The sequence below is a fragment of the Vagococcus fluvialis genome (assembly GCF_048815235.1).
GTDB lineage: Bacteria > Bacillota > Bacilli > Lactobacillales > Vagococcaceae > Vagococcus.
On sequence record NZ_JBMEAO010000014.1, the window covers coordinates 1 to 21,488 of the forward strand.

General features: G+C 32.6%; 30 protein-coding genes. 7 read left to right on the top strand and 23 right to left on the bottom strand.

Going from position 1 to position 21,488, the window contains the following annotated elements:
* Positions 1–102: 102 nt before the first annotated feature.
* From ACODH8_RS09765 to ACODH8_RS09775, 3 genes are all read right to left on the bottom strand, one after another.
* On the bottom strand, positions 103–774 hold the full coding sequence (locus tag ACODH8_RS09765; RefSeq protein ID WP_420517731.1) for a HipA domain-containing protein: 672 nt from the start codon (positions 772–774) through the stop codon (positions 103–105).
* Positions 775–1,165: 391 nt separating this feature from the next.
* Positions 1,166–1,573, bottom strand: coding sequence for a hypothetical protein (locus ACODH8_RS09770; protein WP_332525943.1), 408 nt, complete (start codon positions 1,571–1,573; stop codon positions 1,166–1,168).
* Positions 1,574–1,649: 76 nt separating this feature from the next.
* Entirely contained in the window at positions 1,650–1,850 is a 201-nt protein-coding gene (locus tag ACODH8_RS09775) for a hypothetical protein (protein ID WP_332525944.1), read from the bottom strand.
* Between the two features lie 439 nt (positions 1,851–2,289).
* Here ACODH8_RS09775 and ACODH8_RS09780 point away from each other — a divergent pair, with 439 nt between their 5' ends.
* Both ACODH8_RS09780 and ACODH8_RS09785 read left to right on the top strand, forming a co-directional pair.
* The gene (locus ACODH8_RS09780; protein WP_332525945.1) at positions 2,290–2,490 is read left to right on the top strand and encodes a CsbD family protein; all 201 of its coding nucleotides are present in this window, start codon (positions 2,290–2,292) and stop codon (positions 2,488–2,490) included.
* A 562-nt stretch (positions 2,491–3,052) separates the two neighbouring features.
* Entirely contained in the window at positions 3,053–3,682 is a 630-nt protein-coding gene (locus tag ACODH8_RS09785) for a hypothetical protein (RefSeq protein ID WP_332525946.1), read from the top strand.
* Positions 3,683–3,782: 100 nt separating this feature from the next.
* Here ACODH8_RS09785 and ACODH8_RS09790 read toward each other — a convergent pair whose 3' ends face one another.
* From ACODH8_RS09790 to ACODH8_RS09800, 3 genes are read right to left on the bottom strand one after another with little or no spacing between them, the layout of a single operon-like run.
* On the bottom strand, positions 3,783–4,148 hold the full coding sequence (locus ACODH8_RS09790; protein WP_332525947.1) for a DUF6711 family protein: 366 nt from the start codon (positions 4,146–4,148) through the stop codon (positions 3,783–3,785).
* 11 nt (positions 4,149–4,159) lie between these two features.
* The gene (locus tag ACODH8_RS09795) at positions 4,160–9,103 is read right to left on the bottom strand and encodes a phage tail protein (protein WP_420517689.1); all 4,944 of its coding nucleotides are present in this window, start codon (positions 9,101–9,103) and stop codon (positions 4,160–4,162) included.
* A gap of 59 nt (positions 9,104–9,162) precedes the next feature.
* Positions 9,163–9,579, bottom strand: a complete 417-nt coding sequence (locus ACODH8_RS09800) for a hypothetical protein (RefSeq protein WP_420517690.1) — start codon at positions 9,577–9,579, stop codon at positions 9,163–9,165.
* A 149-nt stretch (positions 9,580–9,728) separates the two neighbouring features.
* Between ACODH8_RS09800 and ACODH8_RS09805 the strand changes: the two genes are divergently transcribed.
* A complete protein-coding gene (locus ACODH8_RS09805) occupies positions 9,729–10,349 on the top strand; it encodes a hypothetical protein (protein ID WP_420517691.1) in 621 nt (206 codons plus the stop codon).
* On the opposite strand, the gene ACODH8_RS09810 is transcribed toward ACODH8_RS09805, so the two are convergent.
* The 17 genes from ACODH8_RS09810 to ACODH8_RS09890 all read right to left on the bottom strand — a co-directional run bounded on the left by ACODH8_RS09810 (position 10,346) and on the right by ACODH8_RS09890 (position 18,401).
* Positions 10,346–10,633: a hypothetical protein gene (locus ACODH8_RS09810; RefSeq protein WP_420517692.1), complete on the bottom strand. Its 288-nt coding sequence runs from the start codon at positions 10,631–10,633 to the stop codon at positions 10,346–10,348. The genes ACODH8_RS09805 and ACODH8_RS09810 overlap by 4 nt on opposite strands.
* Positions 10,634–10,885: 252 nt before the next feature.
* A complete protein-coding gene (locus ACODH8_RS09815) occupies positions 10,886–11,449 on the bottom strand; it encodes a hypothetical protein (RefSeq protein ID WP_420517693.1) in 564 nt (187 codons plus the stop codon).
* Positions 11,450–12,017: 568 nt separating this feature from the next.
* A complete protein-coding gene (locus ACODH8_RS09820) occupies positions 12,018–12,152 on the bottom strand; it encodes a hypothetical protein (protein WP_420517694.1) in 135 nt (44 codons plus the stop codon).
* A gap of 18 nt (positions 12,153–12,170) precedes the next feature.
* A complete protein-coding gene (locus ACODH8_RS09825) occupies positions 12,171–12,446 on the bottom strand; it encodes a hypothetical protein (protein WP_420517695.1) in 276 nt (91 codons plus the stop codon).
* Positions 12,447–12,503: 57 nt separating this feature from the next.
* Entirely contained in the window at positions 12,504–13,076 is a 573-nt protein-coding gene (locus ACODH8_RS09830; protein ID WP_420517696.1) for a hypothetical protein, read from the bottom strand.
* Between the two features lie 2 nt (positions 13,077–13,078).
* Positions 13,079–13,594 (bottom strand): hypothetical protein, encoded by a 516-nt coding sequence (locus ACODH8_RS09835; protein WP_167799139.1) that lies wholly within the window; start codon positions 13,592–13,594, stop codon positions 13,079–13,081.
* Positions 13,595–13,638: 44 nt separating this feature from the next.
* Positions 13,639–14,130, bottom strand: coding sequence for a hypothetical protein (locus ACODH8_RS09840; protein WP_167799140.1), 492 nt, complete (start codon positions 14,128–14,130; stop codon positions 13,639–13,641).
* 15 nt (positions 14,131–14,145) lie between these two features.
* Positions 14,146–14,979, bottom strand: coding sequence for a DnaA ATPase domain-containing protein (locus tag ACODH8_RS09845; RefSeq protein WP_167799141.1), 834 nt, complete (start codon positions 14,977–14,979; stop codon positions 14,146–14,148).
* A 10-nt stretch (positions 14,980–14,989) separates the two neighbouring features.
* On the bottom strand, positions 14,990–15,877 hold the full coding sequence (locus ACODH8_RS09850) for a phage replisome organizer N-terminal domain-containing protein (protein ID WP_420517697.1): 888 nt from the start codon (positions 15,875–15,877) through the stop codon (positions 14,990–14,992).
* 1 nt (position 15,878) lies between these two features.
* Positions 15,879–16,229, bottom strand: a complete 351-nt coding sequence (locus ACODH8_RS09855) for a hypothetical protein (RefSeq protein WP_167799143.1) — start codon at positions 16,227–16,229, stop codon at positions 15,879–15,881.
* 13 nt (positions 16,230–16,242) lie between these two features.
* Positions 16,243–16,452 (bottom strand): hypothetical protein, encoded by a 210-nt coding sequence (locus ACODH8_RS09860; protein ID WP_167799144.1) that lies wholly within the window; start codon positions 16,450–16,452, stop codon positions 16,243–16,245.
* A gap of 113 nt (positions 16,453–16,565) precedes the next feature.
* Positions 16,566–16,748, bottom strand: coding sequence for a hypothetical protein (locus ACODH8_RS09865; RefSeq protein ID WP_167799145.1), 183 nt, complete (start codon positions 16,746–16,748; stop codon positions 16,566–16,568).
* A 20-nt stretch (positions 16,749–16,768) separates the two neighbouring features.
* The gene (locus tag ACODH8_RS09870) at positions 16,769–17,053 is read right to left on the bottom strand and encodes a hypothetical protein (protein WP_167799146.1); all 285 of its coding nucleotides are present in this window, start codon (positions 17,051–17,053) and stop codon (positions 16,769–16,771) included.
* A gap of 2 nt (positions 17,054–17,055) precedes the next feature.
* Positions 17,056–17,232, bottom strand: a complete 177-nt coding sequence (locus ACODH8_RS09875; protein WP_167799147.1) for a hypothetical protein — start codon at positions 17,230–17,232, stop codon at positions 17,056–17,058.
* A 13-nt stretch (positions 17,233–17,245) separates the two neighbouring features.
* Complete coding sequence (locus ACODH8_RS09880; RefSeq protein ID WP_167799148.1) at positions 17,246–17,902, bottom strand: Rha family transcriptional regulator; 657 nt, start codon at positions 17,900–17,902, stop codon at positions 17,246–17,248.
* Between the two features lie 42 nt (positions 17,903–17,944).
* Positions 17,945–18,214: a hypothetical protein gene (locus ACODH8_RS09885; protein WP_167799149.1), complete on the bottom strand. Its 270-nt coding sequence runs from the start codon at positions 18,212–18,214 to the stop codon at positions 17,945–17,947.
* 13 nt (positions 18,215–18,227) lie between these two features.
* The gene (locus tag ACODH8_RS09890; protein ID WP_167799150.1) at positions 18,228–18,401 is read right to left on the bottom strand and encodes a LacI family DNA-binding transcriptional regulator; all 174 of its coding nucleotides are present in this window, start codon (positions 18,399–18,401) and stop codon (positions 18,228–18,230) included.
* A gap of 175 nt (positions 18,402–18,576) precedes the next feature.
* Between ACODH8_RS09890 and ACODH8_RS09895 the strand changes: the two genes are divergently transcribed.
* From ACODH8_RS09895 to ACODH8_RS09910, 4 genes are all read left to right on the top strand, one after another.
* Positions 18,577–19,122 (top strand): helix-turn-helix domain-containing protein, encoded by a 546-nt coding sequence (locus ACODH8_RS09895; protein WP_167799151.1) that lies wholly within the window; start codon positions 18,577–18,579, stop codon positions 19,120–19,122.
* A gap of 59 nt (positions 19,123–19,181) precedes the next feature.
* Positions 19,182–20,336 carry a tyrosine-type recombinase/integrase gene (locus ACODH8_RS09900; protein WP_420517698.1) on the top strand — a complete coding sequence of 385 codons (1,155 nt, stop codon included), beginning with the start codon at positions 19,182–19,184 and terminating at the stop codon, positions 20,334–20,336.
* 326 nt (positions 20,337–20,662) lie between these two features.
* Positions 20,663–20,941 carry a hypothetical protein gene (locus tag ACODH8_RS09905; protein WP_420517699.1) on the top strand — a complete coding sequence of 93 codons (279 nt, stop codon included), beginning with the start codon at positions 20,663–20,665 and terminating at the stop codon, positions 20,939–20,941.
* 99 nt (positions 20,942–21,040) lie between these two features.
* Positions 21,041–21,481, top strand: coding sequence for a DUF6978 family protein (locus tag ACODH8_RS09910; RefSeq protein WP_420517700.1), 441 nt, complete (start codon positions 21,041–21,043; stop codon positions 21,479–21,481).
* The last annotated feature ends 7 nt before the right edge of the window (positions 21,482–21,488 follow it).

Here is a 21,488-nt window from a genome sequence, read left to right on the forward strand (position 1 = left end):
TCACTTTAACCATAGCAGAAAGGGGTTCTTTTTTCATCACTTAACGGGTGAAGATGAAAAAGTAATTGTAAGCTGCCGTGAGGCAGTTTCACATGGTTTTAATTAAAAGTATGAATTATTCAGGTTAATAAGCTCTTTCATAAATATTTCATTCTTACATTTTTTATTACCATGTACAGTAAAAATAGACCTAGACTTTCTGTTGTATGCTTCAAATCGTCTATTATCCGATAACATACTCTTTATTTGTTGTTCATCATACCCACACATAAGTGATGAGCCATTATCATATATTGGACTAAACTTTTTATCTCTAGTATTAACAGAAGTTAAAAATCCCCAGTTTTCACAATGTCTATCTTGATTAGCGATCACATAATCAAATATACTCATTTGAATAAATTCAGATACACAATTATACTTCTCACAAATTGACAATGCCGTTTCTAATTGATACATAGATAAATCATCAGCATCAAATTCTGGTCCAAAAAAATCAATAGCTTCTTCAAGGCTATATTTCTCTTCTCCTTCAGATAAAAAGCTTTTAACTATTATTCCTTTGGTACCGTTAAAATCAGCTAATTTAGTTTCAGGTATTTCTAGATCAAATAATTCAGTACCTAATTTGTACGCTAAAAATTCAGCTATTCTTTCACCCTCAACTTCTGGTTCTTTAAATAACCATCTCTCTCTGGATGGATCTATAAGCCAACGTTTAACTCTTTTACCAGTTGTAAGAAAGTCATCTATTTCCCAACTTGTTACATTCACTTCCAATAAATCCACTCCAAACGAAATTTATATGCACGTTTAATTATACACAATTAACTGGTATTTGTTAATAACATTTATTTTTAGCCAACACAAATCTGTGCCCACCTTAAAGTTAAGGATAGAAGACAAGACGATTTTTGTCTATTACATTCTATTCATCATAGAATCCTATTTTAGATGTTGTACGGTTAATAATTTATACTTAGCGCTTTGTAAACATAAAAAATACACCCTAGGAGTAGGGTGTATTGATTCACATACTCAAAAATCTTCATTACCACGGGCGAGTTTTTGACTTATAGCTAGTATAAAGATAGTATTATTTAGTTGGGAGCATATCTTAAATAACAATATTTCTATCTTAAATAATTAAAAATTACAGGTAGCATTATGCTTCGTTAAAGTTACCTTTAGCGTCCTCAAAACTTAAGATACAATATATAAATCCAAAGAACAATAACCCTAGAATAGCTGCTGCTTTACTTAAAGCAATTTCTGTTTTTCCTTCTGCATATAAAGCTGTTGAATTTATTATAATAAAATATATTGGAATAAATTCACCAATATTTGTAACAAAATTAACAAGTAATTTTTTGTTATAAGATATCTTCAAGTCATTTATATATGATAATTTTAAAGGATTAAATACAAAAGTAAATACAACGATAAAAACATACACAGTGTACAAAAATCCCATACTAGTGGACACTGTGATGCCTATCTCATTTAACAACGAGAATACAAAACTAATAGCTAATAATACAAAATAAACAACTAAACCTAACTTTTCTTTCACGAAACGTTCCTCCTTTTTTTACAACTCTTATATTATACACAATAAAGCACACCCTGTTAAGAGTGTGTATGATAATCTAACTATTCATTTTTTTCGTATTATTACTCCTACCTAATGAATCGTCCAAAATTATTCTCGCAATACTTCGACTTAGATCTAAAGATAAAACCACCTTAGATAAATCTTCGATTAATTTTCCTGTCTCATCATAGTTTTTAACAACGAATTTTGGTTTATTATCATCTTTATTTTTATTACTATTTTGCTTGTCTGCCATTCTCTCACTTCCTTTTTAAACCATCATACCAGTTAAAAGGTTCGAAACACTACTTCGCACCATTGCCACAAATGGCAACGTACCTCATGCCCACAAATGGACAAAATACCTGGATGAACAATTACTTCATTCAGCTATCCACCAAAAGGATAGGAACATTGTTCGCAGTTCGCACCCTTTGACCTGACGTGAATAATAAGCACCTCAGCTTTTCACTATCACTTTGAGTGATAAGCACTGTACAGTTGATACATTTAAAGATTTATTGAATAAAGTTGAAATAAATCTAATTATATAAAAATGTATAAAAGAACTCTATCTTTAATTGGTTAAAGGTCTTTTAACACTTTGATAACGTTTTATAAGTATAAATGTTGGTGTTTTTTTATTTTTTATGATATTTTTTAGTTGTACCAAATAATATCTAGGAGGTTATTTTATGACAGACAGAGGTTTTACGGACAAAATCAAAGGGAAAGCTAAAGAGACTGCCGGTGATATTACAAATGACAAGGAATTAAAAGGTTCCGGTTTAGTCGATCAAGCTAAAGGGAAAATTAAGGAAATTAGTGAAGATGTTAAAGACGCTGCCGAAGAAGTTAAAGAAAAGATAGAAGATAAGTTAGAAAAGGATAAGTAAAAAGCCTAAATCTTATTTTTAAGAAGATAAATAAAAAGCCTGTTCTCATTATGAGAGTAGGCTTTTTATATTTATGTTACTTTAAATTTCTTGACAAACTTCCAGTAACCGTTGCGCATAGATACATATCTAATATTTTTATAAATTCTAGTATTCATACTTGTCTATTTACCTCTCTTAATAAAATACCTGGAGTAAGCATTCCTTACTCTAGCTAGACCAATATTTCGGGCATCTTCGGAATAGCCCTGTAGTTATAACTGCGTACCACAAGCGTAGTTCTAACTACAGTTGTTCAGAGTATCAAATAGATACCAGGTTAAAAATGCTAACCACGTTAAAGAGTTAAGTCGATTTTTCTACCTAGCAAAAAAATACAATCTTATCCCTTTACTTACTTCTATAGCATTCATAGGAACACCATAATCATAAAAAACATATTTTTATAATTATTGGATTTATCTACATTTATTAGTACGTTTTGTAACAAAGGTAGTCAAAAAGTATCTTTTTTGCTATGCTTAATTAAAAGGAAGTATAAGATATTAGAGGAGTTAATAAAATGAAGAAAAAAGCTTTTTATAAAAAATGGTGGTTCATTTTAATCATTGTTATTTTAACTGTAGGTTCCATTGGTTCGTTATATGCAATTTCTGCAAAAGAAAAAACTAGAGCTAAAGAAGAAGCTATATCTGAAGCTAAAGTCAAAAAAGAAGAAATAGAAAAGTTAAAAGAAGAAGAAACTTTAGCAGAAAAGAAGAAAAAAGAGGAACAAGATAAACTCGAAAAAGAGAAAAAAGAAAAATTAGCTTTAGAAAAAGAAGAACAAACTCCTATAGCTCAAGAAGAAACAATTGAACAACAACCTACCATCACTGAAGAGGCTGTTGACCCTAGAACTACTGACCCACGTTCAGAATATTACCAAGCAACGCCTGAAGAAATAGAACAAGGTAGATTAATGGAACAACAAGCTCAAGATGATTTTTGGGCTAATCAAAATTCAAATAATGATGAAATTAGTACTGATGAAACAACGCTTTCTGGTTTTATCAATAAATACGGCATGAGTCCCGCAATGTATAAAATTCAATACGAAGGTATGTCGGAAGAAGAAGCTCTTAAAAGTACACCCGATTCAATGAAAACATCCGGTGAAATACAATTAGGGCACTCAAATTATGGCATCTAATACAAAAAACATTATCAATCATGAACTCACTACTATCAGTGTTTTGAGTTCATGATTTTTTATATATCAAAAAAAGCCCACTAATTAAAGTGAGCTTCCTTTATTGTTCAATAAAATTCATAGATAACCCATTCCATTTGGCTTTTTCAAACTTATTGTTCCAAGAATAAGAAGGAGCCGTTCTGTCTCCAACGTAGAATGTTTTAGACATCTGCTTACCTTCTTCTGGGTCGGGATATTCTATGGTAATAAACTTATTTTTTACTGCTTTTAAAATAGAAGAAGCCTCTGAATCACTCAAAGGCCCCCACTTACATTCTAATTTTACTTTTTGAGTGATAATATCCCGAAACATGTCGCCATTTGCATTACGTCCAGAACTATCAGCGTCAATTGTATTTAACCCTACTGAAAATTCTTGAGGTGGTTTTACTGCCACCCCATTTATTTTAAGGTTTCCAGACATCTAACCACCTCCTAGATTTTTAATGGGCTGTAACCTTGATTATTTACGAATTTGTTATGTTCTTTAATGACTACATCAGCTACTTTAGAACCTTCTAATTCAAGAGTGATATTAATATCTCCACTTTGATTTTGACCTTCTTCGCGCATATTTAACGCCATCATAACCGCATTAACAATACCTTCTGTTGCACCATTCATACCTCCGCCAATATCTCGCTTATCTGGTGTGTAGGTATACTCAACCGGTTTAATTTCCTCTCTAAATAACTCTGGCATTTGTAATGTTTGAAAATCTGCCATGTTGTTATAAGGGTTAAAATCAGCAGGTACGACCATTTCGCCTTTATGTAATAAAGCGATTTGGTCTTCTGGCATGTAAGGCGTACCTTGAGCGTAAGGTCTGATTGGATAACCACTTGGACCCCAACCTCTATTACCATAAGGTAAATCAGAACGCCATCTTGAGTTATTGAAGAACGCCATTAATTGATGGAATCCGTTCATAATATTTCCGTATCCTCTAACTCTAAAAGCGTTAAAGGTACTCGGAATATATTGTAATAACCCTTTAGCTGGATTACCATTTGCCATGTTAACGTCCCAAACAGCTGAACTTTGAGTAATTCTTTCGTTACCTCCAGATTCACGCTGAATTTGAGCTAAGATTCCATTAACTTCGCTAGCTGTAGCGTTAGCTCTCATCATGTTTGACGCTCTCATGATAGGTCCACGCCAACTTCCAACAGAACTTCCTCCACCACTTGAGTTAGAAGAACCTCCTTGGCCTTGAGCAATAGCACCGTTGATATGTAAATGGTCATAATGGTCATTATCTGGCCAATATTTCCACTGTCCACTTGAACCTTGCCCACTCATACCGCTTCTATCACGGACTTTACCTTGAGTAATAACATAAGCAACTTTGTCACGGAATTTCTCAAAAGCATAGTTAGCTGGTTTAAAATAAGCTGAAGCACCGTTCATACTTGCTGGATAAGCAATGTCAATCGCTTGTCGTTTACCATGCGAGTAAGGATCACCATGACGATAACCAGAAGTCGCTACCATTCCAGGGAATTTCTTCATTACATCAGAAGCAATAGTTGATAGGTAAGACATAACTCCCATCATTCCGCTTGTAGATGTGTCGGCATCTCCTCCAGCTGATTCAAAGAATGATTCCATTGCTTTGCTGACAAAAGAAGCAGCTCCACTCATAGACGTTGAAATAGCTCCTTGAGAAATAGATAGAGCTGGCTCAATTGCGTTTTTTAGATTAACAAACTTACTAATACCGGCTTCTAGTAACTTACTAGGATTAGAAGCGTAATCCCAAACATCGCCAGTAAACTCTTTTACGCCCTCCCACTTCTCTTTGAACCATTTACCTACACCGCCAGCATAAGCGGGCATGTCACCATACATTGATGCTGTTCGAGGTCCACTCAACACAGAAGAACCTGCAGGTAAATCAACCATTAAATTCCGTTGATTAGGAAATAGACCTGTTTGACCATTCGGTAATTGATAAGCTTCACGGAACTTAGAACCATAACCATCATTGACTAATGCCATACCTCCTGGGTGATAACCTGTACCTTGAGCGTATTTGAAAGTATATTCTTTCATGCTTTTAGCAGTATCTTTAGCTCCTACTAAATCGAGAACCCACGCAACACCTTTAATCATTCCGTTGATAGCTTTCATAGGGAACTCGTAAATGCCTTTACCAATATTTTTAGCACCTTTAGCAACCGCTTCTTTACCTTTTGTTAATTTATTCCCAAGTTCTCCACCTAATTTAGAAGCCCAACCTTTAACTGCATCAAAAGCTTTGCTAGTGTTAGTTTTTATTGTATCGTTGTAACCAGAAATATTAGTTTTCATTGTTGACCAAGCGTTAGAAGCGTTAGTTCTTGCATTACTAGAAGCAGTTGTTACTTTATCTTTAACTTTGTCCCATTTATCTACCGTCCAACTTCTGACCGTTTCAAAATTATCGCCAGTAGATTTTTTGATGCCTTCCCACTTATCTTTTACACTAGTCCAAGCTTCGCTAGTTTTAGTCTTAACTTTAGTAGATACGTTATCCCAAGTCTCTTTGGTTTTCTCTTTAACGTTATTCCAAGTTTCTTTTGTAGCAGTTTTAATACCGTCCCATTTTTCGCCAATCCAAGAACCTAACTTACCTGCCGCTTCGGATATTGTATCCCAATTTTTCCAAAGCAAGACACCCGCGGCTATTAAACCACCAATAGCCGCAACGACTAATGTGATAGGACTTGTGAGAATGGCTACAGCGCCAGCTAAAACAGAAGTTACTCCAGCTGCTATACCACCTACTACATTCCATACAACCATAGCACCATTAACTAATCCCCAAGCAGTAGCAAATGAACCAACAATGACTGCTAAAGTTTCTATTTTACTTTGATTATTATCGATCCATTCGCTAATGCCTTTTAATCCATCAGCAACATTACCTAACACATCAACAATCACGCCACCAGTCCACTCCGCCATCGGTTGTAAAAAACTATCCCATAACCATTTTCCTAACGGTTTAAGAGCTTCGATTACTGAATTAACAACATCAATAGCACCGCTTAACAGGTCAAAGAAATTAGGAATAACTTCTGTAATAGTGAACCCAGCAAGTGGAAGTAAAATATTCTCATAAAACCAACCAATACCGTCAAACACATTCTTTGTTAATGGTTCGATTGATTTTAATAAACCGTCAATCGATTTCAATAGAGGAGTAAAATCTAACTTATCAGCCCATTCGGCAGTCGCTTCGGTCATTTTATTCAAAGTTTCAAGCATACTATCAACAAAAGTTAATAATGTACTGAAAATAGATTGTCCCACTTCACCTTCGGCCCAAACTTCTTTGAATCCTGTTGCTAGGTTAGTCACTGTATCATTTACGTTTGTTAAAATTTCCAATAAATTAGCGAAAATAGATACTCCAACTTGATTTTCTTCCCAAGCATCTCTAAATGATTCAGTCAACTCATTAGTCAGTTCTAAAATTCCGCTAAAAGCATTAAATAATGATTGAATCAATTTAGTTCCACGCTCATTTTCATCCCAAGCAAGCCTAAATCCTTTAGTAATATCACCAACAAGATTTAACATGGTAGACAATAGAATAAGCATGTTACTGATAAACTGTTCACCGGTGCCATTAGTCCATACTTCCATGAAACTCTTACCAATCGAACGAACTAAACCGCCAATCTCTCTTAAAGCGTAATTCCACGAGTCAGTAACAGCTTTACCGTGTTTTGCCCAACTATCTTGAAATGGCTTAAAGAAGTCTCTCAAGATACTATTAGCTTTATTAATCCAGTCTGGCATTGGTGGATTAGGTGTGTTGAAATTGACACCATCTTTATTAGCGTTATTGTCTAATTTATCATCAGAACTATCATCTAACCCGATTCGGTTAATCTCATCAAATCCCATTAATGAGCGTTGAAGTTTTTTAACCTTCTCACGGTTCTTATCAGCTGCGTTTCCAGAATCATTCATAGCTTGGATATTTTGATACAATCCACTTGCGCCTTGTTTAGCAGCAGTGTAAGTTGTTCCGAATAAACTAGCAGTGAAATGTGCTATTTGACCTGTAACAACTGTTAAAGATCTCATAAGTGCGTTAATAGCAGGTAGAATAGTTGTGTAAATCGGATAGAAAGCAGTCAATAGATTAACTTTAATCTGGTTTAACGAGTTGCTAAATTCATCATTAGATTTTAAAGCGGCTCCTAAACCACGACTTACTAATTGCAGTCCTTTATAGATTACGCTGAATATAAATGCTTGTTTAACCATTTGGCCTAATCTATGAGTGAAACCACCCATACCTGTACTCATACGCCGTGAACCGTGCGCTATATTATTAGATGTTCTATTAAACACTCCACCAAACTTAGAGAATAGACCTTTTGAGTCATCAGCACCTTTACCAACCTTCTTCATTCCCATTGCAGCATTGCCAGTAGCTATTGACGACTTGCCTAGTTCAGTATTTAAACCTTTAACCGCTGAACGCAGTTGTTTAGTTCTATCTTCTGCTTGTGAGTAAGATTGTTGCAGCATGTCATTTTTAGCGATAAGCTTTTGAATCTCTTTGTTGTATTTTGTTATCTCTGCACTAGTTTTCTTTGACGATTTAGTGTCTTCAAACTTAAAACCAGCTTGTTTAACTTCTTTTTGATAACCAGGATCATACGTACTTCCGTATTTTTCATAAAGCTTTGTTAATTGACCAGTACTTAACTTACTAATTTTCTTAGCTTGCTGTTCGTATAAGGCTGTTAACTCTTTAACTTTAGATTTCTGACCTTCAATAACAGATTCATTTTTAGACATCTCTTTAGTCATAGCATCTAAACTAGCTGGAAGTGTTTTGAACTCTTGCTTAATACTATCAGCCATCGACTTAGCTTGAGATTGATACTTATTCATCATTTCTTGAGCCCTAGCTATTTGACCATCATATTTAACAACATTCTTAGTATCACCTTTAGAAGAAGCGTCTTGACGTTGTGCTTGTAAGAAGGCTAACTTCTCTTGTTCAGCTTTAGCACGTCCCATTTTAGCGTTAATATCCTTTACTAACGCATCTACTTCTTTACCTACAGTTTTACGAGATTGTTGGAAACCTTTTGTTAAACCTTTGTTGATGTTGTCAGTAGAAGATGATGTGATTTTCTCCATCATTTCAAGATTCTTTTCATACATTTTCTTCATTTCTTCAAACTGTTTAGATACATTGCTAACTCCATCGCCAACATCCATATTTTTCTCAGTGTTGTTAATTGAAGTTCCCATCATACGTTCTAAGTTTCCCATAACACGCTCTGCAAAAGGTGCTACTTTAGCCATTTGTTGTTCAAATTTCTCCGTATTGGCTTCTATAAATATTTCTAGTGTTTCTAGTTCCATCTAATCACCTCCTTGTTTTCTTTTTAATTTTCTTAATGAATGTGAGTGCTACTAACTATTTAGCTCTCCTCACCTCCCTTAAGTTGTTCGTGAACCTTAACATTACTTAACAACTCTAAAAATTCAGTAATATAATTATCAAAAATATCAGTTTCAAATATCTCTTTTCTTAATTCATTAATATCAGTATATTTAATAGCAAGGTCAGCAGACTTCATACTGATTTTAAGAGATGTAACAAATAATGGAACAACTACTTTTTTTATTTCTGTTAGAGATGCTCCATAGTCTGACATTCTCATAATTTCATTATTTAATTTATGAGATAGTCCTTTTTCTTCTGCGCCAATTAATTTGTCTAACTCTTTATCAGTTAGTTCTACATCATTCTTTTTTAACCCTTGCCTAATTAATTGAAATAGTAATTGATCTATTTTTTTAGCTGCTTTATTTAAAAATTTATTATTATCTTTCATTCTTTCACCTCTATTACATTTTGTTTTTAACATCTATAAAATAATCGATTTTAAATACATATTGTTAAGACATCGTATGTTATTTATTGTTATAATATCCTTATCAGCAAGTGGTCTGCTGAAATAATTGATAAGGTTGTGATTGTTAGTTGTCTATAAATATTTCTTTAACTCAATTTTTAAACTATTCATCAAAAATTAGTACTAGCGCTAAAATAAAAGCTGTAAGAGATATCAAAAATGCTCCTGATTACCACCCGGCTATTGATTACTGGAAAGTTTTAAGAGATGAGATTAAAAGAATTCATAGTAAAGGTTTACCAATTGAAAATCTTAGAGATATTATTCCTAATTTACCAGAATCAAAAATAAAAAATTATACTAATGTTATTAACACTTATATTAAATTCATTAATAAAAATAATGTCACTTATTTTGAAACTGGTAAATCTTATTGGAAACTTGATGAAGATCTTTTTGTTGGCTGTTCTCCAGAAATAGGTTTAATAATCAATGGAGAAAAATTATATGTTAAAAACTATTACAAAAAGAAATCAAATGATACTAAGATTACTCAGCGAAACATAAATTCAACATTAACTTTAATGCAGATTGCTGAAAGAGATTTTCTTCTTGAGGATTCTTCAAACTTCGCTGTTTTGAATTTACAAAATGGTAAATTAATTAAAGCTCCACCGCTAGTAAGTGAAGATATTTTAGAATTAGAAATAGACGCTCAGAGTTTTGTGACGACTTGGAACAAAGTTTAATCGATTGCCAACTCACCTTGAATTTGAGCGCATGTATCACAAATATATTTATTATTCTCAAGAAACAAACAGGCTGGCTCTTGACAGCTAACACATCTATAAGTAACACTATGCTCCTTGCTACTCTCAATAGCTTGGAGCTTTTTAATTTCATCAGACAATTGATTAACCTGTACTGTTAACTGAATTAAACTTTCGAGTTGCCAATCACCTTTAGTTAAAAGATTAAGCTTCTTGTTTTGTTTCCTTAACTCATACAAAATATCTCTTAATAATTGTTTCAAAATCTCACCTCTTTTTATTTATCAATACTATTAATTGTCATTATTTTCTTACTTTATTCTAAAATTAGTATTATTTAGTATTTTTTAAGACATGAGAAACTTGAGATTTTCTTTTTATTGCTGCCGAAAGTGCTGATTACCTCCCCAAAACCTCCCTAGAATAATATCTTTTTAGGTGTTCGATTTGTCAGACTTTAGCTCTCTCATTTTCCAACAATTTTAATGTCGATACCTATAAAATCCAACATTCCACTAATTTCCACTATTTTTTATTTCCAACAAGCCTTGTTCTAACCTACAATTTTGAGCTTGCTGAGATACCGTATATTTTCTAGGACACATCACTTCATATAAAACATTTGTCCCTCTAAACATATACATGTCATACCAAAATAAAATGCTATTGAACTTGCTCCACTTCATATTTTTAGGTTTTGGCTCTGGAAATATCCACCAATGATTGAAAACATCATTCAAGTCTTTAATTCTAAAATCTGAGTCTATTTTCCTAGCTTCATTCTCTGCCCTTCGATACCAATAGCGCGGATTGCTCTTAGTTCTTTGTTGACTGTAATAAACTAAGTCGTGGCACTTATAACATCTCCACTCATTTTCTTTTAGGTATAAATCTCTCCTAGCATTCCTACAACTAGGACATATAAAGAACGGTACTTTTCCATTCCCTAAATTACTATCGTGATAGGTAACTTCGACAGTCTGACCATAAACACCTACTTCGTTATGCGTAGTCATGAGCGATTGGTCTGCTTCAGAGATATTTATTTTAAGATATCTATCAATTAGTCGCTCATTCAAATTACCACCTCCTATAAAATGCCTAAATGCCTAGAGAACCTTAGCCTCTTATATTTTAAAATCTCAAGTTTTGTCAAGTTCTATATTCCACCTTTTTCCACCAATCTAAGGGAAAAATGCTATCAATTTCTATCTTAAAATGTCATCATTTGTCAACATCAAACTATCAAAAAATTTAGCAAGTGTTATCATTAATACCCATAATTGCCAACAATAACCTGAGTATTCCTGAGCAAGCTATACCACATTTATACTAGCAATTACTAGCATAAGTACTAGGTTATACTAGAGGTTAAACTCACTCTTAAACAGCTTTGTAACGCTACAACGCAACATGAAACGCGACACTTAGTGTGTGCAACCTTTTTTTGTTTTGTGTGCATACCTTTTATGCCCACTTTTGCAACTAATTTTCAAATAAAAAAGCGGTAACAAGCAACTACTCAATTAAGAGTAAGACACTTGCATCCGCTGGTTCTTCCTAGTCAGATTACTATATTTAATCATCTTTATTATACCATTTCCAAAGTGTTGAAACAACTTCAAAACGTTGGTATATAAAGGTTTTTCAATCTAAAATCGTACTTGTAACAGTATCATATTTGACTACTTTATTATCTTTAATAATTAATCTGACCTCACCATATTTAGGTAACTCTACTGTTGTGTTTTTTCCTTTTGAATCGATATATAATTTATCCATTATTTTCCCCTCTTTCTTTTATGCTAATACATTCTTATGTTCTTTTTTATTAATAGCAATCTTCGTATAATTAGTTGCTATGGTCTGCATCACTTTTAAATCTTCACTACTACACTTATTCAAATTCCCTAATGTCATTAACAAGTCAGCTTGAATCTTACGATTTTCCTTCTCAACCTCTTTAGCTTCATGTAAAGCCGTCTCAGTTTGTTCAAGTAAACCCTTTTGCCTTTCAATCAATTCACTATAACTAAGTTTCCTTAATTCTTTTGGTACATACATCAGTTTAAGCATTTTATCATCCTTTCTAACCTTGTCTAAACCTTGCCTTTCAACCTACCCAAAACCTCACTAGTATTTATAAGTTTCACATCGTTTAAATCCGTTTCTTTCGTAGTGTTCTACTAGACTTAAAGTATCTTTATCAGTTGTATCAAAACTAAGCGCTTTTTTATGACTCACTGTTAAAAGCACTTCTGCATTACCATACCAAAACTTATTCCAGGATTTATCTCTATTACTAACTATTTCCTTAATATAAAAATTATCTTTTATGGCTAAATTAACCATCCGGCTCTTTATATTGATTTCTTCATGAACCTCTTTAACAAATTTCATGAACTCTGATTCTGCTTTAACTCTCATTTTTCTATAATGATATGGATCAATTTCTAACTTCCTAGCTAATTCTTTATCAGAAATAGGAACATTTACTGTATAGTCATTAAAGTATTCGCTAAACATAGCAGGGCTATCATGATCATAATATTTCTCTTTAAGTATTTGCCTGTTTTCTTCAGACATTCGATTTAAAGCATTGAATAGCAGCACTCCCATCCTTTTATCGTCATCATCTAGTCTATTTCGATTTCTTTCTAAATACTTCCACCGTTTCAAATACCACATAGGTCTTGCTATTCCCATCATTACCAATCCCTATCTAATAATTTTCTTTTAAATCCGTGATTTTCAAATATCTCAACAACTTTACGTTCATTCCTATTTTCAGTATCAAATTTATACGCTACTGACATATCACTATTCAGAACAATATCGTTACTGAAAAAACTAAAATAATCAGTATTGCCAATATTTGAAACATACAACCCTTTTAACACCACAAAGACAAATCTTTCTTGTTCGATAATTTTCTGACTAACATCATCTAACTTATTTTCTAATTCAAGTTGAGCTTTATTTTTAAGTAGTCGATAATCCTCTATCAACAAGCCACGATTTAAGGCTAGTACATCATCTTTAACAGGCATAACAGTTGTATAAACTTTTCTATCCTTATCATATTTAGCATACTTATCTGAATCATAGTATTTCTCTTTTAAGACTTGACGACTGTCAGCAGATATTTCTTTTAGTGAATTAAACAGTAGTCTTGCTGATTTTCTTTCATGCTCAGTTAGAACATTGATATTTTTTTCTAACATCTTCCATTGCCTTAAAAATAACTCTGATCTAATTTCAATCACTCCTATATAGCAAACGCATCACACAAAATATCTAGATTATCCTCAAAAGTTTTTCCTATTTCGACATAAGGGATTACTTCCTCATACTCAATTCCTTCCCTTAAACAAATCATCATTTCGATTTCTTGAATTTCTTCTAAGGTTTCATAATAGATTTTTTCAGATAAATCAAATTGATGTTCAGATCTTACTTTTTGAATTAACTGGTATCTGTCCTTTATAGGTAACTCATTCAAGTATCTATTAAAGTATTTCTGCCTTAACCTTGCACGTTCAATCCGCTTATCAACATGCTCTAACGCTTCCATAAGGTCTAATACTTCAATGTCTTGCCTAAATCCTTTTGAATATATCCCAAGCTCTGAATATTCTGTGTGAGTTGCTAAATTTTGAGAATAGAACCATGTCCGAACTTCTTCTTTTGACTCTTCAAGTCGTTTGATAGAGTTCGACAATCTAAAATACTTTTTTATCGTGTATAAATCTTCAAACATGGCTCTACTCCCTTTTTATTGTTTTAATTTATAAGCTATTTCTCGTTTATCTGATATATTATTAAAATCCATGTAAATAACATTTGTCCTAATTCTCGAGATAATTCTTTCATCCATTAAGCCTTTTAATTGCTCTATAGTTAAGTTACTAGTGAATAAGGTAGATTTACCTTCTCTAGCGTTTAGAATGTTATAGAGCGTGTTTATAGTGAAATCTGTCGCCTGTTTAGTTGTATTCATTGATAACTCCGCTCCGATATCATCCAACCCTAAAACATCCGCATCACTTAACAGTTGCATATAATAAGCTTCGCCCTTTAATTCAGTAGGATCATTAAAAGATTTCTTGATATTGCTTAATAATTTAGGTACTGATACAAACAGACAACGTTTTTCAGTGCTTAACTCATTGATATTTTTTAAGATACCTACTAACAAATGACTCTTACCAGTTCCAGCTCCGCCATACATAAACACATTTCTACTATCTGCGATTACATCATGAGCTACTTGGTTAGCTTGTTTCTTGATATGACTTTCTTGCTCGTCTTTATTGACATAATCCCTAATACCTTTATCTAAGATAATTTTATTGTGAACGATACTATTTTTATAAAAGAATAATCGTCTACCTTCTGCAGTGTTATCAAAGTGTTCCAATGTTTTTTTATAAGCGAACTCTTGACCTCTATCCATTAAGAAACATCTAGGACAGATAATCTCACCGTGAAAATGAATCATATTAACTTTTTCATGACCTTTAATATCACAGTACTCAGATAATTCAATATAGCCAGTACGTTCAATCTGTTCATCAGGTATTTTGACACTACCCATTTTCATTGCCATCTAATCCCTCCTAAAATGGTAAACTATCCAAATCATAGTCCTCTTTTGGTTCAGGCATCTTTCCAACATCTTCATACATTTCTCTCCATTCAGGAGGTACTACCACATAATCAGGTTTATTACTTGAACTGTTATTAGTAGTAATATATTCATCATTCCAACATTTACCATTGAACCAAGTTGAACCTTGCTTAATATATTGAATATCTGTCTTTTGAAGCTCAATTTGTTTCTTATAGGCATTTATACCGTTTAAGATAACTTCATCCGTTACACCGTCTTTTATAGCCTTTTTATAAGAATTAAATGCTTTGTCCTTACCTTGCTTACGTCCAGTTGGATATTGTTCCCAAATTTCTTCAAATCTATTTTTTAAACTAACTTTGTCATCGGATGATGACGGCTCTTTTTTCTTTTTATCTGACTTTAATTCTTTCTCTTTCTTTAATTCTTTCTTTATCTCTTTCTCTGGTGGACGTTTGTCGGACGTTTGTCCAGACATTTGTCCTATTTGTTCTTTTTCATCATCAATTCGTTTCCTATAAGCTCGTTTCCTATCTCCTTCTGTGGAAGATAAACCTATAAAATTTTGAATATCTAACATATAGATTTCTCCAGTTTCAAGAACTTCCACAAGTCCTAAACTCTGAAACATCTTAATTGCACCCTCAACATCTTCTTGCGTGTGTCTCAATATTTTAGCTAACACACTTGATGTGTAAGGTATCATGTCGTTAAACATTAATTTGCCGTCATATTTCAAACTCCTGAGATACATCTTTAGCAAGATTGTGCTGTATTTATATCCATCTGGCATGCTCTCAAGCAAGATCATAGCTTCATCATCAAAGAAATTATCTTTTAATTTTAGATAGTAATATTTTTTATTATCTGACATGCTAAACCTCCAACTTTTCTTGATAATTCAATTTCAAAGACCTATCCCAATTATCTAGGTCAGACGATTCAACTATCTCAATTCGTTTCGTTAAATCTATAACTTGGTTTTTAATCCCTTTTAAGCCTTCTAAGCGTTGTTCATCCGTTAAAGGTATAAACACCCCACCACTGCCACGATTAGCTACAATTGGTATTTTATACTTGAATACAAGGCAATTAATGACACTTTGGACTTCTCTTAGAGATAAACTAGTTAATTGGCATATATCATTTAAAGTAACCTTTTTTCCTGTTCCTCGTGGAATCATGGAAAGCACTGCTGACTCGATTACTGATAATTCATTTTTCACTCAATCACCTACATTACTCAAAAAATTCTATTAAATTATCAAATTGTTTACTGGATATAGAATTAAGACACGACACTAAACCGTTTAACGCGCTTATATCATCAACTGTCACGCTACCTAAATGAGTAAATCTATCATTTACAAATATTTTTAACCCTGTTAAAGCATTCGATAAGTCACTCTGGCTTGTAATCAACTCATTTGAATCTATTTTATTTTTCATTAATATCCTCCTAGTTGTATGTAAAGTGTTTATACTTTATAATGGAGGTATATAATCTCGGATAAGTTTATATACCTCAGCACTGTTAAGACGGCAATCTTACGGTGCTATTTTTATTTTTCATCAAGATAGATACTTTCATGTCCTAACAAGTCCATCAAGTTAATAATTTCTTCTTGAAATAACTCTTGAACATCTTTAATAGTTGCTTCTTTTCCATCAATTCTAAAATTAGTAACTGTAGTTAATTCATACAGATTTTTCAAAGATTCTTTTACATTATTATTTTCATGCATATTAATTCCCTCTTTTCTTTTTATTGGTATAAAAAATCTTCAATCGTGTCATACATTTTAATCCACTCTTTTAAATCGTTTAAATCCTTAATAACCATTTCTAGCTTCTCAATAGGTAAAATCATTTGAACACCTTCTTGATTAAAAACTCTTGCTTCCTTACACTGGTAATCAAATAATACTTTTAAAATCTCAGCGTTATTGTTTACCCTTTCTTGGAGTGCTTTTCTTTCTGTGTTAATTTTTTCCTGTAATTCTTCAAACGTTGGATCTTCTTCATTTCCTAAACTAATAACTTTACTCATGTTTAATTTCCTCTTTTCATTCTCATATTTTTTTGATAACTAACTTCATCATGGTTCATTAAAAGAAGTATACTCAACGGTGTTACAATTACTAATAGTAGTTTTAAACTGATTGAGTAAGTTAATGCTCCTAGTAGATAAATTGCTAGTAATAGCCATAATCTCCGTATTCTCTGCAATGTTCTCACCTCCTTAAACTTTTACTTTAGTTGGTACTGTAACCTCGATACTTGCACCATTTAGCACTGACTTAATTTGTTGGTAGTCCATGCCCATTTCTAAGAGAAAAATTGTTTTCTGTTCTAAGGCTTGGTACTTTTCAAATTCTTCACTTGTGTAAATTTCGGGACCTTTAACGTCTTTAGCTACCTGCCTACGCTCTTTTAATTGCTTGGTACTGTAACCAGTGATTGTCTTACAAATAAGGTCTGTGATTAAGCGATACGTCCATTTATTACTATGTTCACTTTCTTTAATAGCATCCGTTAATGACTTCCTAACTGGTTTCTCAAGTTCTCGGAGTGTTTGCCGTTTCATTAATTCTTGTTTCATAGAGAAAAATTGTGATACTAACTGCTGCTTAAATTTTCTTACTGGTTCGGTATTGTCTAAATAAGTAATAATTAAAGTTGCCTGTTGCTCGTTTAATTTGTAAATTTTCTTTCTCGCCCTACCTAACGGAAGGATTTCAAATCTGACCGTCCCGTATAATTCTAAATCTGTAATATACTTTCTGATAAGCCGTGTAACACTTTCCCTTTTAACTTCTGAATATTCTGCAATAACCTCACAAGTTGTATAAGGCTGTTCGTCTAACTTTGCCGATTCTACAAAAACTAATTCTTTCATGAGATACCTCCTTAATTTTCTACCTCGCAAACGCCCATTTGCTTATTTTTCATTTTCTAACATGAAACGATCTAATTCTTTAGTGTAATAAAATACGTTACCTCCTTCTATCGGTTCATAACGTTTCAAACCACGTTTTTCGTATTTAAGCAGCGTTCCAATTGAAATATCATCATAGTATCTAGTGACATTCTTCTGTTGTATGAATGGTGGTTTTTGAGCCTGTTTTTCAGCTAATTCAACCATTCTTTGATAAGTCTCTTGATGTTGTTTTAGTAATTCGCGTTCGTAGTCCTCGCTGAACATTTTCAAATTAATCACCTTCTTATTTTGTTAACTCTTCGATAGCTTTTAAAACCCTCTCTTTGCGCTCATCGCTTAATTCAGTTCGTAACCATACTGATAATGTTGTATCCGCAATTCCAGCAGCGTTGGCCACTTCCCAATTTCTCAATCTTTTACCACTAATTAAATTTCTAATCTCTTGATTAGCCTTCATTTCTTCACCTCTTCCTAAAATACACTATTGACGTCATTTGAAACAAAAAAACAAGGACGCTATTGACGTCTAAATTGATAGTATCATTTTTCTAGACTGTGGTCAACAATTTTTATTGCTATTGACGTCAATTTTTGTTAAGTTTAACCTATAAATAATAAAAGGTGGTGTTTACATGTCTTTAGGAGATAACATAAAAAGAATTCGTAAAGAAAGAAATATGACACAAGAAACACTAGCTAACGAGTTAGGAATTTCTAGATCATATCTAGGTGATTTAGAAAATAATAGAAGAAATCCAAGTTCGACTACACTTGAAAAATTATCAAAAAAACTAGGCGTATCTATCCAATTTCTTTTAACTGGATTCGATATAGAAGATGTAGCTGACAGCATTAATTTCGATATTGAAAAAGAAGCCCTAGAAAAACTACAAAAAAAATTCGATGAAAATATTGATAAATCAAAAGAACGAATTATTGACCAACTAACTAATAATTTAGATGATTTCACTAGAATTCAAACTCTTTCTTTATCTAAATTTATTACTCTTTTAAATCAATATGAAGAACATTCTGAGTTTCTAATTGATTTATTAAGTTTAATTAATTTTATATCTATAGGAAAAGACGAATTTATTAATGATGATATTGAAAATTACGAAAAACTAGCAAAACATGCTCAAATTAAAGTTAAATGGATGCTTGATAAATTAAGATAGCTAAACAATCCCCTTACCATCTCGCAAACGCCCGTAGCAAGATAAGGGAGAGAATTACAATGGCACAATTTACACAATACGAATTAAAGAATGGATCTAAGAAATGGATGTTTAAGTCCTATCTTGGAGTTGATGAGGTTACAGGAAAAGAAATAAGAACCACTAGACGCGGCTTTGATACGTTGAAAGAAGCAAAGCTTGAGGAAAAAAGACTGCAGCATGATTACTTAACTAAAGGCTTTCAAAAAGCCAAAGTAACCACGTTTAAAGAAGCTTATGAGATGTGGTTCACTCAATATAAGAACACCGTTAAAGAAAGTACCTGGGCTAAGACTGGGGAAATGTTTGTTAATCATATATTGCCAGCTTATGGTGATTTAAGGATTGATAAAATCGACGTGAAGTATTGTCAGAAGATAATTAATAAATGGTTTGATCATACTAAATCTAAATATAAAAGAATGCATGACTATACATCTAGTGTTTTTGAATTTGCAATTTCAATAGGAATAGTCTCAGATAACCCAACAAAAAAAGTAACAGTTCCAAAGGTTATGAAAGAAGTTGTGGAAGAAACTGAGTTTAACTACTACTCTAAAGAAGAGTTAATTCAATTCTTAGATTTAATAAAACAAAGTAATAACGAAAAAGCTTATAGTCTATTCTATCTTTTAGCCTTTACCGGACTTAGACAAGGCGAAGCATTAGCTTTAACATGGTCTGATATAGACTTTGAGCTAAAGACATTGACGGTTAATAAAACTCTTACAAGAGGCGAAAATTCACGTTTAATCGTGTTACCTCCTAAAACTAAAAAAAGCGCCCGAACAATGGCACTTGATGATGGTACTCTTTCAGTTTTAAAATCATGGCGAAAAACTCAACGTACTGAAGCTTTACAATTTGGTTTTAATACTATGAGTAAGAATCAGTTAATATTTACTAACATAGATAATAACTTTCTTTCTCCTGCTAAACCTCGTAAGTGGTTAATAGCGATACAAGATAAACATAATCTAAAATCTATCACTGTTCATGGTTTTAGGCATACTCATTGTTCTTTGCTTTTTGAAGCAGGCGCAAACATCCAGGAGGTTCAAGAGCGGCTTGGCCATACGGATGTAAAAACAACAATGAACATCTATACTCATGTCACTAAAAAGACAAAAAAAGAAACTGCTTTGAAGTTTGCTAATTATATAAATATTGTCTGACCGTAGTCAAAACCGTAGTCAGAGAACAAATAAAAAATGCTTAAACAACGACATATCATTGATACATCAACGTTTAAGCATTCCTTTTTATGTTGGTATATGGGCTATGAGGGGTTCGAACCCGCGACCCACGGATTAAGAGTTGGCAGATTAACATTCTTATACCCATTATAACACCTAACAATCCTTTATTTTAAAGGCTTGTCTATTTTTATGACCAGTTAAAACAAATGTAAACAAGTGTATCTCTGCCAAAATCTCTGCCAAGCTTTACAAACCGAACGTATGTTTGTATAATAAGAACAACAAATACACGAGGTGATATTATGCGAAACAACTTAATAGGATCTATCGATAAGATTAAACCTTTAACAGACTACCCTGTCTCTCTTATTAGGTTCACTTTAATTGTTGGTCAAGAACGTATTAATTGTATAAGCAATAACAAGGAGATAATTGATTCTGTTCTTTGTTTGGTAGATGGGAAAAACACTGTTGCATTGTTTGGCTCTTATAATAGTAGAAAACAATTAGTCGTTAAAAAGATGTTTATAAAGAACCCTACATCGTTTGAGAAAGAATTTGCTGTGAGGTGTTTAGCGTAACGTATGAAAATAAACTATTAGTGACAATAGCAGTTAGAACATTCGTTCTTATTTAACATTTTACACTCTAATGGTATTATTTTATAAAGGAGTGTGCTGATGTTGAATGATGAAATTCTAAATGAGATTATCAATTGTTTAAAAATATTAAAAAGTAACTCTCTAAATATTCCTGAGAATAGAAAACAGGCATATACTAAATTTATGAACAATCATGATGAAGAAGATATTTACAAATTGTTGGTTAATAGAAAAGGACGTGTGCGTGAGAATCCTTTATCCTACACCTTTTTTTCTGAGAAACTCGGAAGAATGATAAGATTAGATATGACAGGTTCTCCACATGAAGATATACACGAAAATTTGATAGAAACTCCCCATGTACATATTTTTGATGAAACTCATAATGATGGAAAAATAGTCGAGCCTTTAAGTTATATTACAGATGACGTTTTAATTCATGAATTAAGAGATAGTTTAATAGCTATTTTATTATTTTGCAATGTAGATATAGCAAATATACAAATACCTATTACGTAGAAAGGAG